Raw genomic sequence first — 12,375 nt, forward strand, 5'->3', positions numbered from 1 at the left:
AATTGTATCAGTAACGATGCCGCGCAAAACCGATTCGCAGCGGCGCACGAACGCTTCGCGCCACTTCATTGAAACTGGCTAACGGACCGATAGAAAAAAATAGATGAGGCGCGCGAAAACACCATAAGGCATGGTTGCATGCGGCTGCACTCAGGGTAAAACAGGAGATAGAAAGCGTTTGCGGAAGAACAGGCGGAGAACAACAAGAGAAAACAGAAAAGGAAGGTGACGAGCCTGACCCTCGGCACTGGTGGAAAACGGCTGTGGCTGCTTCGTTCCCGACCTGACCAGGTTGACCATCCCTCCATGCGAGGAGGCCCGTCACGAAACATTCTATCACCGCTTGGGCCGTCGTGCGACTGTTAATACGAGCAAAGCGTCAACGGCGCGCCGAATCGCGCCGTTCGCTCCATATAGACGAATGTCGCGACCCACTCGTGCGGACGCCACTTGAGTTTGGCCACCGAGCCACCAGATAGGTTGCGTCATGGTTGATGAAACACGGCGGCACTTCATCGGCAGCCATTGGCCCCACTGCCCTGATGAGTACTATCGCCCCCGGCAACGCATAGCGAATTAAGCTAAACTGCCGTACGGATGACCCGCAAACGCGAGCCCTCCACATATTCCGAAACGGGTTTTCACCTTTTCCGGCGTGTGTCGGCAAGGCTCCGATTGCGGCAAAGCGAACGGAAGTTTCCTTAGGTTTTGACGTATCGTGGCGAGCAATTCAGGCGGGCCTCGAACCGATAGAGGTATTCATACAATGAGCGAACAAATCAAGCATATTAGCGACGCATCGTTCGAACAGGACGTCGTGAAATCCGATAAACCCGTGCTGCTCGATTTCTGGGCTGAATGGTGCGGTCCGTGCAAGATGATCGCGCCGATCCTAGACGAAGTCGCGAAGGATTACGCCGATCGCCTGCAAATCGCCAAGATCAACGTCGACGAACATCAATCGACGCCGGTCAAGTTCGGCGTGCGCGGCATCCCCACGCTGATCCTGTTCAAGAACGGCGCTGTCGCCGCGCAGAAAGTCGGCGCCTTGTCGAAGTCGCAACTCACCGCGTTCCTCGACGGCAATCTGTAAAAGCAGACGCAGCGGCGTGCTCGGAGCCTTCTGAGGCCCGCGGGCGCGTCGTGTTGAGCGTGTTGTCAGCCGGCAACACGCTCAACAAGAAAGATGCCATGCCGTCGCACTGACGGAAACTGGCGTGTGCTATGCTAGAATCCGCAAAACGTCGAAAAGACGTGTAAGTCCTTGAGCGGTTCCGCTCACTCTCCTCCCAGATTTCATTTCGTCGCACCTTCTCCTGCGGGTTCTCCGTATGCATTTATCCGAGCTTAAGACTCTGCACGTGTCCGAATTGATCGAGATGGCCAATGGCCTCGAGATCGAAAGTGCGAACCGCCTGCGCAAGCAGGAATTGATGTTCGCCATTCTAAAAAAACGAGCCAAAACGGGCGACACGATCTTCGGCGACGGCACGCTCGAAGTGCTGCCGGACGGCTTCGGCTTCCTGCGTTCGCCGGAAACCTCGTACCTCGCCAGCACGGATGATATTTACATCAGCCCGTCGCAAATCCGCCGCTTCAATCTGCATACGGGCGACACGATCGAAGGCGAAGTGCGCACGCCGAAAGACGGCGAACGCTATTTCGCGCTGGTGAAGGTGGACAAGGTCAACGGCCAGCCGCCGGAAGCCTCGAAGCACAAGATCATGTTCGAAAACCTGACGCCGCTGCACCCGAACAAGGTGCTGCTGCTCGAACGTGAAATGCGTGGCGAGGAAAACGTCACGGGCCGCATCATCGACATGATCGCGCCGATCGGTAAAGGCCAGCGCGGGCTGCTGGTGGCGTCGCCGAAGTCGGGTAAGACCGTGATGCTTCAGCACATCGCCCACGCGATCAAGCAGAACCATCCGGATGTCGTGCTGTTCGTGCTGCTGATCGACGAACGCCCGGAAGAAGTGACCGAAATGCAGCGTTCGGTGGCGGGCGAAGTGATCGCCTCCACGTTCGACGAACCGGCCGCGCGTCACGTGCAGGTCGCCGAAATGGTGATCGAAAAAGCCAAGCGCCTCGTCGAAATGAAGAACGACGTGGTGATTCTGCTCGACTCGATCACGCGTCTCGCGCGTGCGTACAACACGGTCGTGCCGGCCTCGGGCAAGGTGCTGACGGGTGGTGTCGACGCCAACGCGCTGCAACGTCCGAAGCGCTTCTTCGGCGCGGCGCGCAACATCGAGGAAGGCGGCTCGCTGACCATCATCGGCACGGCGCTGATCGAAACCGGCAGCCGCATGGACGACGTGATCTACGAAGAGTTCAAGGGCACCGGCAACATGGAAGTGCACCTGGAGCGCCGTCTTGCTGAAAAGCGCGTCTACCCTTCTATCAACCTGAACAAGTCCGGCACGCGCCGCGAAGAACTGCTGATCAAGCCCGAAGTGCTGCAAAAGATCTGGGTGCTGCGCAAGTTCATTCACGACATGGACGAAGTCGAGTCGATGGAATTCCTGCTCGACAAGATCCGTCAGACGAAGAGCAACTCGGAGTTCTTCGACATGATGCGTCGTGGTGGTGGCAGCTAAGGCCCCGGGCTGATGTAGCCGCACTGACTGCACCACACAGGAAAGCCGCTCGTCGCAAACGAGCGGCTTTTTTTCGTCCGTCGTTTTTGCCATTCGCGCGCGGCGCGCAAACCACCCATCAGCTTTCCAAGGTCCATGCTGTCGATCGGGACAACATGTACGTAAACGTACACGTTGAAGTACAATGCAACCAGTCCGTCATGTCTGTCACACGCCTATGTCCAAGGACTCACCCATTCTGCTGACGGTGCGCGACGCCGCCGAACGTCTCGGCGTCACACCGCGCACCCTGAAGTACTACGAGGAGCGCGGCCTCGTCTCGCCCACGCGCAGCGAAGGCCGCTACCGGCTTTACGACGAGGACGATCTGAAGCGCTTCGGCCGCATTCTGCGTTTGCGCTCGCTCGGCTTCTCGTTGCACAGCGTTACCGAAATGCTCAAGCGCCCGCTGGAACCTGTCGACGGCGGCCACCGTTACTCGACCGAGTCGCTGCAGCAGATTCACGACGCCATCGAGCAGCAGGTCGCAGCACTCGACGCCCGCATCGAAAGCGTGCGCCGCGAATTGAAGGAAGCGCAGAAGCTGCGCGCCGAACTGAGCCCCGACCTCGACTATCTCAAGCGGCGCCTCGCCGGCGAAAATGCAGAGGCGCTGCTCGAGCAGCGCCGCAACGCGCGCGCCAAAGCGGGCAACGCACCACCCTCAAGGCAGGCAAAAGAACCGGACGACCCCGCGCCGGGCGAATCCTCATGAGCACGACGTCGTCCCGCGTGCCGTTGTTCAGCGTCGAAAAGCTGCGCGGCGACTTCTTCCCTTGGGTGCTGGCCGTCGTCACCGGCCTCGATTATTTCGACAATTCGATCTTCTCGTTTTTCACGAGCTATATCGCCGGCGGCATCAACGCGTCGCCCGATGAACTGGTATGGGCGTCGAGCGCCTATGCGGTCGCGGCGGTGCTGGGCATCCTGCAGCAGCAATGGTGGGTCGAACGCTTCGGCTACCGGCGCTACGTGGCCGGCTGCATGCTGCTCTATGCCGCTGGCGCGGTGGCCGCGGCGCTGTGCGAATCGTCGATCGAACTGGCGTTCGCGCGTGGCTTTCAAGGCTACTTCATCGGCCCGATGATGGGCACCTGCCGCATCCTGATCCAGATGAGTTTCAAGCCGCAGCAGCGGCCCGCGGCCACCCGCGCGTTTCTCGTGCTGATCGTCCTGAGCAGTGCCCTCGCGCCGCTGATCGGCGGCCAGTTGATCGGACATTTCGACTGGCGCGCGCTGTTCGCGTGCACGGCACCCGTGGGCGTGCTATTCGCGGTCCTGGCCTTGCTCGCGCTGCCCGACTCCGGCAACCGCCTGCCCGAGGAACGCGGCGCCGCGCATTTCTGGCCGTACATCATCTTCGCGTTTGCACAAGGCGCGCTGCAAATCGTGATGCAGCAGGTGCGCTTCCAGTTGTTCAGCACGTCGCCCGGACTGATTCTGCTGACCGTCGCCGGGATCGTCGCGCTAGGCTGGTTCGCCTATCACCAGTGGCATCATCCCGCGCCGCTGGTGCGCCTCAATGCGCTGCGCGAGAAGGTCTTCCAGGTCGGGCTCGTGCTCTACATGTTCTATTACTACATCTCGACGGTGTTCAGCTATCTGATCTCGCGCTTTCTCGAGAGCGGTCTCGGCTATCCGGTCGAAAACACCGGGCAACTGGTTGGCGTGACGTCGCTGATTTCGGCTAGCGCCCTGTTCGTCTATTTGCGTTATGCGAAGCTGCTGCCGCGCAAGAAGTGGATCATCGTGCCGGGCTTCGCCGTGGCCGCGTTCGCCGCGGCATTGATGACGCGCATGTCGCCCGGCGTCGGCGAAGCGGCATTGATGCTGCCGCTGCTGTTGCGCGGCCTGTTGCTGCTGTTCATCGTGCTACCGGTCGCCAATCTGACGTTCAGAATTTTCGCCATCGAAGAATTCACGCATGGCTACCGGCTGAAAAACATCGTGCGGCAACTGACGATGTCGTTCGCGACGGCTTCCGTAATCATCGTCGAGCAGCATCGGCAGGCGCTGCACGAAACTCGCCTCGCGGAGTTCGTGAATCCGTACAATCCTGTGTTCCAGAACTCGCTCGCCGCGCTGACGAATGGCTTTACCGCCACTGGCCGCTCGCCGTCCGAGGCGCACTCGCTAGCGGTCGTGGAAATCAGCCGCACGGTCGCGCAACAGGCCAGTTTTCTGGCCTCGCTGGACGGCTTCTACTTCGTGATCGGCGTGGCGATATGCGGCGGGCTGTTTGCCGCGTGGCAAAAACAGATCGACTAAGGGTTGCTTCAGGCCATGCTCTCGAAACTGACTCAATGGATCGGCACACGCCGGCGCGAGCGCGCGCTACGCGACTACGCGATCGACGATTCGCTCTGGCAAGCCACGCTCGACGGCCTGCCGTTCCTCGCGCATCTCGCCGCGCCGGACCTCGTGCGTTTGCGCGAACTGACGAGCCTGTTCCTCGCGCAAAAAGAATTTTCGACCGCGCACGAACTGGAACTCACCGACGCGATGACGGTGGCGATCGCCGCCCAGGCGTGTCTGCCGGTGCTGAACCTGAGCCTCGATCTGTATCGCGGCTGGGTCGGGGTGATCGTCTATCCGGGCGAGTTCGTAATCCGCAAGACGGTCGAGGATGAAGACGGCGTGGTGCACGAAGTCGAACAGGACGCGAGCGGCGAAGCATGGGAAGGCGGTCCCGTGGTGCTGTCGTGGGAAGACGCGCAGATGACGGACGGCACGGACGCCTACAACGTCGTGATTCACGAATTCGCGCACAAGATCGACATGCTGAACGGCGACGCGGACGGCCACCCGCCGCTCATGCGCCGCTGGCACGCGCCGCTCGATTCGCAGGCTTGGGCCGACGTGTTCGACCATGCTTACGACCACTTCTGCGCGACAGTCGACGCGGTGCCGGAGCGCCGCTGGGCGCGCTTCGAACGCGACTCGCTGATCGATCCGTACGCAGCGGATCATCCATCGGAATTTTTTGCCGTTTGCAGCGAGGCGCTGTTCGTCCAGCCGCAGGCGTTCGAAGCCGAGTATCCTGAGCTTTACCGGTTGCTTGCGCGCTATTACCGGCAGGATCCGGCGCGGGTCGGCGTGACGTTCACTGCACCTGACGCGTAACGCCCGGCAGGCAAGGGCCACCGCCCGGCGCGCACGCCGGCCGCGATCCGGCAAGACAGCCGTGAAAACGGCAAACCTTGCTAGCAAAAAGCCGCCGCAACAGTCGTCAAGCGACTGATTTTCTGGCATAATCGCCGTTTTTCGACCATAGGCAAGTGGCTCGCGCCTAGATGCGGTCCGTGCAAATACGGCTGCACGCGGGTTGGCTACCGCCAGATTAAAGGAAAGACCATGAAAGAAGGCATTCACCCGGATTACCGCGAAGTTCTGTTCATCGACGTGTCGAACGACTTCAAGTTTGTGACGCGCTCGACCATCCAGACGCGTGAAACCGCCGAATTCAACGGCAAGACCTACCCGCTCGCCAAGATCGAAGTGTCGTCGGAATCGCATCCGTTCTACACCGGCCAGCAAAAGATCATGGACACGGCAGGCCGCGTCGAGAAGTTCCGCAACAAGTTCGGCTCGCGCGCTACCGGCAAGGCAGCAGCGAAGTAATACCCGCCCGTCGTCGGCTTCGACCGGCAGCGAAGCAGGAGCAAAAAGGGCAGCGCGAGCTGCCCTTTTTTGTCGCCTGGCTGATCCATCGCCAGTGCCAGGTTGACGAAAACGCTCGCGGGCGGCTCACCGTCAAATCCGTGTTACAGCTTTCCCAACGACGTTGCGAGCCGTTACCGGCCGTGACGCGCATCGCACGGCACGACTACAATGCCGGATGCTCCAAATTGGCCATTCCAGCCGGACATGCCGTCCGGTCCCGGCTGCACCGCTTATCCAATATCCACACACCGCATGAGACCTGTCGTTCGCCTCACTGCCTCAGCGACCAGTGCGTTGCCGCGCTGGCTGCTGCTCACCATCTGTATCGTCTACGCGTCGTTCGGACTATTCGGCCGCGATCCGTGGAAGAACGAGGACGCAGCCGGCTTCGGCGTCATGTGGACCATGGCGAATGGCGGCGCGCACGACTGGCTGCTGCCGAATCTGGTCGGCAAGTACCTCACTGAAGACGGCCCGCTCGGCTACTGGTTCGGCGCCAGTGCGATCCGCCTGCTCGCGCCGTGGGTCGATGCGAGCAATGCCTCGCGCGTCTTCACCGGCCTGATGTTCTGCGCGGGCTGCGCGTTCGTCTGGTACGCCGCCTACCTGCTCGGCCGGCGTGCCGAAGTCCAGCCGTTCAAGTACGCGTTCGGCGGCGAGCCGGAACCACGCGACTACGGCCGCACGCTCGCCGACGGCGCGCTGCTGATCCTGCTCGCCTGCTTCGGCCTCGCCGAGCGCGGCCACGAAACCACGCCGCAGCTCGCGCAATTCTTCGGCATCGCGATGCTCGTGTACGGGCTCGTGCGCATGATCGACAAGCCGATTCAGGGCGCGCTGATCTGGGGGCTCGCCATCGCCCTCGTCACCCTGGCCAGCAGCCCGGTGCTGGTCGCCGCGCTGCTGCTCGGCACGCTGGCGATGACCCTGATCGTGCGCGAGACGCGCTCGCGCTGGCTGCTGCTGGCGGGTCTGCCGGTGGCGCTCGTGCTGTCCGTGGCGTGGCCGATCGCCGCGCTCGCCGCCTTCCCCAACGACGCCGTCTGGTATCTCAATCAATGGGTGCATGTCAGCTTGAGTTCGTTCGCCGGGCCGCCCGGCTCGGTCGCCGGCTATGCGCTGAAAAATCTGCCGCTCTTCACCTGGCCGGCGTGGCCGCTGGCACTCTGGGCGTGGTTCAGCTGGTCGGGCCTGCGCCGCGCGCCGCACGTCGCCATTCCGCTTTCGGTGATCGGGCCGCTGTTCGTGCTGGTCGTGCTGCAGAGCCATCAGTCGAACCGGCTTTACATGCTGCTGCTGCCGCCGCTCGCGGTGCTGGCCGCTTTCGCGCTGCCCACGCTCAAACGTGGCGCGATCAACGCGATCGACTGGTTCGCGCTCCTGAGCTTCACGATTCTCGGCAGCTTCGTCTGGCTGGTCTATATCGCGGGGCTGACCGGCTTTCCGCATCCGCTCGCTCGCAATCTCGCGCGTCTCGCGCCGGGCTTCGCGCCGCAGTTCAAGATCCTGTCGTTCGTGTGCGCGGTCGCCGTGACGATCTGCTGGTTCGTGCTGGTGCAGTGGCGTCTCGCGCGCCATCCGAAAGTCTTGTGGCGCAGCGTGGTGCTCTCGAGCGCCGGCACCACCTTGATGTGGGTGCTGCTCATGACGTTATGGCTGCCGGTCGTCAACTACAGCCGGACCTATAAGGACGTCGCTGAACAGATATCCGCCCATCTGCCGGACGACTACACCTGCATTTCGCCGGTGCGCCTCGGCAATGCGCAGATCGCGACCTTCGCCTATTTCGGCGACATGCACTTCTCCTTCGACCAGGACTGCGACGTGATCCTGCGTCAGGACACGCAGGACTACGGCGACCCGAGCGCGATGTCCGACTTCGTCTGGAAGCTGGTGTGGGAAGGCCGCCGCGTGGCCGACCGTGACGAACGCTTCCGTCTGTACGTGCGCATCGACCGTCCAAAGCCGCCGGTCGTCAAACGCCGCAGCTGGCACAAGAAGGCCGACTGAGCATGTTCGCCGATGTACGGAAAATCGCTGGCCTCGCGTGGCCGGTGCTGATCGGCCAACTGGCGATCATCGCGTTCGGCGTGATCGACACGGCGATGGTCGGCCGCTACTCGGCTGTCGATCTCGCCGCGCTCGGCCTCGGCTCGTCGATCTATATCTCTGTGTATATCGGGCTGACCGGCATTCTGACCGCGCTGCAACCGATTACCGCGCAACTCTACGGCGCGCGCCGCTACACCGAGATCGGCGAAGAAGTTCGCCAGGCCTTGTGGCTCGCGCTGGCGCTGACCGTGATCGGTTTCCTGATTCTGTTTTTCCCGGGCCCGGTGTTGCAGCTGGCGCGCGTGCCCGAGGCGCTGCACGACCGCACCGTTGCATATCTGCGGATTCTGGCCTTCGGCTTGCCGGCCGGCCTCGCGTTTCGCGTCTACAGTTCGATCACCAACGCAGTCGGCAAACCGCGGCTCGTGATGATCCTGCAGATCGGCGCGCTGCTGCTCAAGGTGCCGCTCAATACGTGGTTCATCTTCGGCGGCTTCGGCGTGCCGGCGCTTGGTGGTCCGGGCTGCGCGCTCGCCAGCACCACGATTAACTGGGCGCTGGCCACGGTCGGTATGCTGCTGCTGACGCGCGTCGACGTCTTCAGGCCGTTTGCGATCTTCGCGCAGTTTTGCTGGCCGGTCCGGCGACGTCAGGCGGCGTTACTGCGGCTGGGCATTCCGATGGGCCTGTCCTATCTGATCGAAGTGACCTCCTACACGTTCATGGCGCTCTTCATTGCGCGCTTCGGCACGACGACGCTGGCCGGCCACCAGATCGCCGGCAATATCGGCGCGGTGCTGTACATGACGCCGCTGTCGATCGGCATCGCTTCGTCGACGCTGGTCGCGCAAGCACTCGGCGCGCATCGTCCGGAAGCCGCGCGCACCCTATCGCGTCACGGCATCATGATGGCCGTGGCGATCGCCTGCTGTTATGGCGCGATCGTGCTGGTGCTGCGGCCATACATCATCGAAGGCTATACGCCGAATGCGCAGGTGGCGGCGGCGGCGTTGCCGCTGGTGTTGATCGTCGTGTGCTATCACCTGTTCGATGCCCTGCAGATCACCACCGCGTTCGTGCTGCGCGCCTACAAGGTGGCGGTCGTGCCGACCGTGATCTACGCGGTGGCGCTGTGGGGCGTGGGGCTCGGCGGCGGCTATGTGCTCGGCTTCAACGTGACCGGCGTCACGCCGGAATGGCTGACCGGCGCGCGCGGTTTCTGGGTGGCGAATACCGCGAGTCTGGCGATTGCGGGCATTGGCTTGCTGATGTATTGGCGCGTGGTGAGCAAGCGGTATTTGCATACGGACGCGGCGCTTCGGGTGGATTCAGCGGCTTGACGGGGCTGCGGCTTTCGCGCTGATGAACGGTAGTTTGATCCTCGGCCACTGACACGCTGTTGCAGTGGCTGCCAATAACAGACCGTTAGTTGCGTTAGAACCTTAATAAATAGCGGCCGCGCAAAGCAGCCGCCTGCCCTACCCTTGCTGTCGCCCGTGCCTCGCGGATATCAACCCGCGTGGGCTTCCTCCTCCAACACCTGCGTCGCGCTCGCCGATTGCCCGTCAATCAACGCCTGATCATGGCGCTCGAAAATCTCGCGCGCGGCGAACAGCGCATTCAGCGCCGCCGGAAATCCCGCATAAAGCGCCATCTGCATGAACACCTCGACGATCTCCTCGCGCGTGCAGCCGACGTTCAACGCCGCCTCGATATGCACCTTCAACTGCGGCTGCGCGCAGCCGAGCGTGGCCAACGAGGCAATCGTGGCAATTTCACGCGCGCGCAGATCGAGTTGCGGCCGGCTGTAAATGTCGCCGAAGCCGAATTCGATCAGCAGGCGGCCGAAATCCGGCGCGATCGGCGCGAGCGCGGCGATCACCTGTTCGCCGGCCGAGCCGTCGATCTGCTTCAGTTTGTCCCAGCCTCGGGTGTAGCGGTCGTTGTCTGCGTGGTCCATGGTGAGTCCCTTTCCGAATGTGAATGCGTTTGGGTTTCGTCGGTCTGTCGTGTCGAATGCTCCACGGCGGGTGCGCGCCCGGCCGCTTCGTAGTACGCGATCTTGTCGACGATCGCGCCGAGGTTGATCTGCAACTCGGCGATCCGCGCCAAAACCGCATCCCGATGCGCCACCAGTAGGTTGCGGCGCGCGCCCACCGTCGGCTGCCCTTCTGCGCGCAACGCCGCGAACGCCTGCATGCCGGCGATCGGCATGCCGGTCGCCTTCAGGCGCATCACGAACCGCAGCCAGTCGAGATCGGCCGGCGAATACAGCCGATGCCCCGCCGGTGTGCGGCCGACGGCGCGAATCAGCCCGGCCTTTTCGTAGTAGCGCAGCGTATGCGTCGAAACGCCGATCGTTTCAGCGACCTGCCCGATAGTGAGTGCTTTCGAAATATTCGACATGACGGAACTCAGGTTAGGACTTCGAGTGCACTCTAAGTCAAGCGCGTCTTGCTGTCATTTGTCTGCGCTGTCATTTTTTATGGCGCAGGGATTTGATCGATAAACTCATAACAGCCTAATAACGAGGCAAAAGGTTTAAATCTTGTTCACACTGATTTACTTGTCATGAATCGATCGGTATAAATCGTCCGCGTTCGCAAATAAGGGCGCGCAATTTGTTCTATGCTTAAGCGCAGCGAATGCTGACAGGATGAGTCGTCACTTAGCGGCTAACTTTTTTGCCCTCAATGGAGTGCTTGCCATGCTGAAGAAGCTTTTAATGCTTTGCGTTGCTTTGGCTTTGTCGCTGTCGGCCGGATTTGCGGCGGCCGTCGAAGTGAATTCCGCCGATCAGGCGGCGCTCGAATCGGTCAAGGGTATCGGCCCGGTGCATGCGAAAGCGATTATCGACGAACGCACCAAGAATGGCCCGTTCAAGGACGCCGATGATCTCGCCACGCGCGTCAAGGGCATTGGCGCCAAATCGGTGACCAATCTCGAAGCGGCCGGCCTGACGATCAACGGCTCGTCCACGCCGCCGAGCGGCGCCAAGCCCGCCACGAAGTCGAGCAGCACGGCCAGCACCAAGGCAGCGCCAACGCCCGCGCCTACCGCGCCTACGGCGGCGCCAACCACGGCTGCGAACACGACGCCAGCCGCGCCGGCTGACGCTTCCGGCGCGAAGGCGTCGAAGTCGAAGAAGAAGAGCAAGGCTGCGGCATCCGAAGCGGCAGCGGCTTCCGCGCCGGCCACCGCGGCAGCGGCGGCGCCGGCTGATGCCTCCGACACCAAAGCATCGAAGAAGAAAGCCAGGAAGAGCAAGGCCGCATCGGCTGCGGCGGCCTCGGGCGGTGCCTGACAGCACGAAACGAGGACCGGACAGAATGAAACGGAGTACGAAACAGGATTGAGCGCTGGCAGCGTAACGGCCCAGGTGATATGCGCGTGATCCTCACGCGATAAAACCCATCGGGGCCGTCTCGCCGCCGCCCGCCTTCCGTCCACGGCGCCGCGCAACCGCGCGGCGTTTTCACCCGCTGACCCGTCAAGCACGTGTCGGCATTCAAGAGAGACCCGTCATGAGCCTACTCGACACACTCGGTTCCCTGGTTGGCAAATCCCCCGAAGGCGGTGGCCAGCAAGCCCTGGTTTCGGCCGCACTCGAATTCGTCAATAGCCAGCCGGGCGGCCTGAACGGCCTGATCGAACGCTTCAAGGAAAAAGGCCTCGGCGACGTCGTGACCTCGTGGGTCAGCAACGGCGAGAACCAGCCGATCGCGGCCGATGCGCTGCACAGCGTGCTCGGCTCGGAAACCGTGACCAACCTCGCGGCGAAGGCCGGCGTGCAGCCGGATCAGGTCACCGGCCTGCTGTCGCAGATTCTGCCGCACGTCGTCAATGCCGCCACGCCGGAAGGCGAAGTTCCGGCTGAGGGCAAGCTGAACGCCACCACGGTGCTCGGCGCGCTCGGCGGTTTGTCGGCGCTGTTCGGCAAGGGCAACGCGTAACAACGCGGGCGGCCTCGCCTGCCGCCTGCCCGCTTGCGTATTCAGGGCGGGCAAAAAAAACGGCAACG

12 protein-coding genes and 1 other RNA gene are annotated in these 12,375 nt (G+C 62.3%); 10 read left to right on the forward strand and 3 right to left on the reverse strand.

Annotation, left to right across the window (positions count from 1 at the left end; all coding sequences use genetic code 11):
- Positions 1 to 224: 224 nt before the first annotated feature.
- An RNA gene (ffs, locus tag PQR32_RS10640) (signal recognition particle sRNA small type) lies at positions 225 to 323 on the reverse strand.
- 443 nt (positions 324 to 766) lie between these two features.
- On the opposite strand from ffs, the gene trxA reads away from it, so the two are divergent.
- The 8 genes from trxA (at position 767) to PQR32_RS10680 (ending at position 9,694) form a co-directional block, all read left to right on the forward strand.
- Positions 767 to 1,093, forward strand: a complete 327-nt coding sequence (trxA, locus tag PQR32_RS10645) for a thioredoxin TrxA (protein ID WP_006048864.1) — start codon at positions 767 to 769, stop codon at positions 1,091 to 1,093.
- A 238-nt stretch (positions 1,094 to 1,331) separates the two neighbouring features.
- Positions 1,332 to 2,600, forward strand: a complete 1,269-nt coding sequence (rho, locus tag PQR32_RS10650; RefSeq protein ID WP_006048863.1) for a transcription termination factor Rho — start codon at positions 1,332 to 1,334, stop codon at positions 2,598 to 2,600.
- Positions 2,601 to 2,817: 217 nt separating this feature from the next.
- Positions 2,818 to 3,354 carry a MerR family transcriptional regulator gene (locus PQR32_RS10655; protein ID WP_408225526.1) on the forward strand — a complete coding sequence of 179 codons (537 nt, stop codon included), beginning with the start codon at positions 2,818 to 2,820 and terminating at the stop codon, positions 3,352 to 3,354.
- Entirely contained in the window at positions 3,351 to 4,907 is a 1,557-nt protein-coding gene (locus PQR32_RS10660; protein ID WP_408225529.1) for an MFS transporter, read from the forward strand. Before PQR32_RS10655 ends, PQR32_RS10660 begins: the two co-directional genes overlap by 4 nt.
- A gap of 15 nt (positions 4,908 to 4,922) precedes the next feature.
- A complete protein-coding gene (locus PQR32_RS10665) occupies positions 4,923 to 5,762 on the forward strand; it encodes a M90 family metallopeptidase (RefSeq protein ID WP_408225532.1) in 840 nt (279 codons plus the stop codon).
- Between the two features lie 231 nt (positions 5,763 to 5,993).
- Positions 5,994 to 6,260 carry a type B 50S ribosomal protein L31 gene (locus PQR32_RS10670; RefSeq protein ID WP_064269917.1) on the forward strand — a complete coding sequence of 89 codons (267 nt, stop codon included), beginning with the start codon at positions 5,994 to 5,996 and terminating at the stop codon, positions 6,258 to 6,260.
- Between the two features lie 294 nt (positions 6,261 to 6,554).
- Positions 6,555 to 8,312 carry an ArnT family glycosyltransferase gene (locus PQR32_RS10675; protein ID WP_408225535.1) on the forward strand — a complete coding sequence of 586 codons (1,758 nt, stop codon included), beginning with the start codon at positions 6,555 to 6,557 and terminating at the stop codon, positions 8,310 to 8,312.
- A gap of 2 nt (positions 8,313 to 8,314) precedes the next feature.
- A complete protein-coding gene (locus PQR32_RS10680; protein WP_408225538.1) occupies positions 8,315 to 9,694 on the forward strand; it encodes an MATE family efflux transporter in 1,380 nt (459 codons plus the stop codon).
- A 170-nt stretch (positions 9,695 to 9,864) separates the two neighbouring features.
- Here the strand turns inward: PQR32_RS10680 and PQR32_RS10685 are convergent, their stop codons facing one another.
- Together PQR32_RS10685 and PQR32_RS10690 are read right to left on the reverse strand one after the other, a co-directional pair.
- The gene (locus PQR32_RS10685; RefSeq protein ID WP_408225541.1) at positions 9,865 to 10,314 is read right to left on the reverse strand and encodes a carboxymuconolactone decarboxylase family protein; all 450 of its coding nucleotides are present in this window, start codon (positions 10,312 to 10,314) and stop codon (positions 9,865 to 9,867) included.
- Positions 10,266 to 10,760 (reverse strand): MerR family transcriptional regulator, encoded by a 495-nt coding sequence (locus tag PQR32_RS10690; RefSeq protein ID WP_408225544.1) that lies wholly within the window; start codon positions 10,758 to 10,760, stop codon positions 10,266 to 10,268. The genes PQR32_RS10685 and PQR32_RS10690 overlap by 49 nt, the downstream gene beginning before the upstream one ends.
- Before the next feature lie 301 nt (positions 10,761 to 11,061).
- Between PQR32_RS10690 and PQR32_RS10695 the strand changes: the two genes are divergently transcribed.
- Together PQR32_RS10695 and PQR32_RS10700 are read left to right on the forward strand one after the other, a co-directional pair.
- Positions 11,062 to 11,658 (forward strand): ComEA family DNA-binding protein, encoded by a 597-nt coding sequence (locus PQR32_RS10695; RefSeq protein WP_408225547.1) that lies wholly within the window; start codon positions 11,062 to 11,064, stop codon positions 11,656 to 11,658.
- A 220-nt stretch (positions 11,659 to 11,878) separates the two neighbouring features.
- A complete protein-coding gene (locus PQR32_RS10700; RefSeq protein WP_408225550.1) occupies positions 11,879 to 12,307 on the forward strand; it encodes a YidB family protein in 429 nt (142 codons plus the stop codon).
- The last annotated feature ends 68 nt before the right edge of the window (positions 12,308 to 12,375 follow it).

Source organism: Paraburkholderia dipogonis, from assembly GCF_046027395.1.
GTDB classification, from domain to species: Bacteria; Pseudomonadota; Gammaproteobacteria; order Burkholderiales; family Burkholderiaceae; genus Paraburkholderia; species Paraburkholderia dipogonis_A.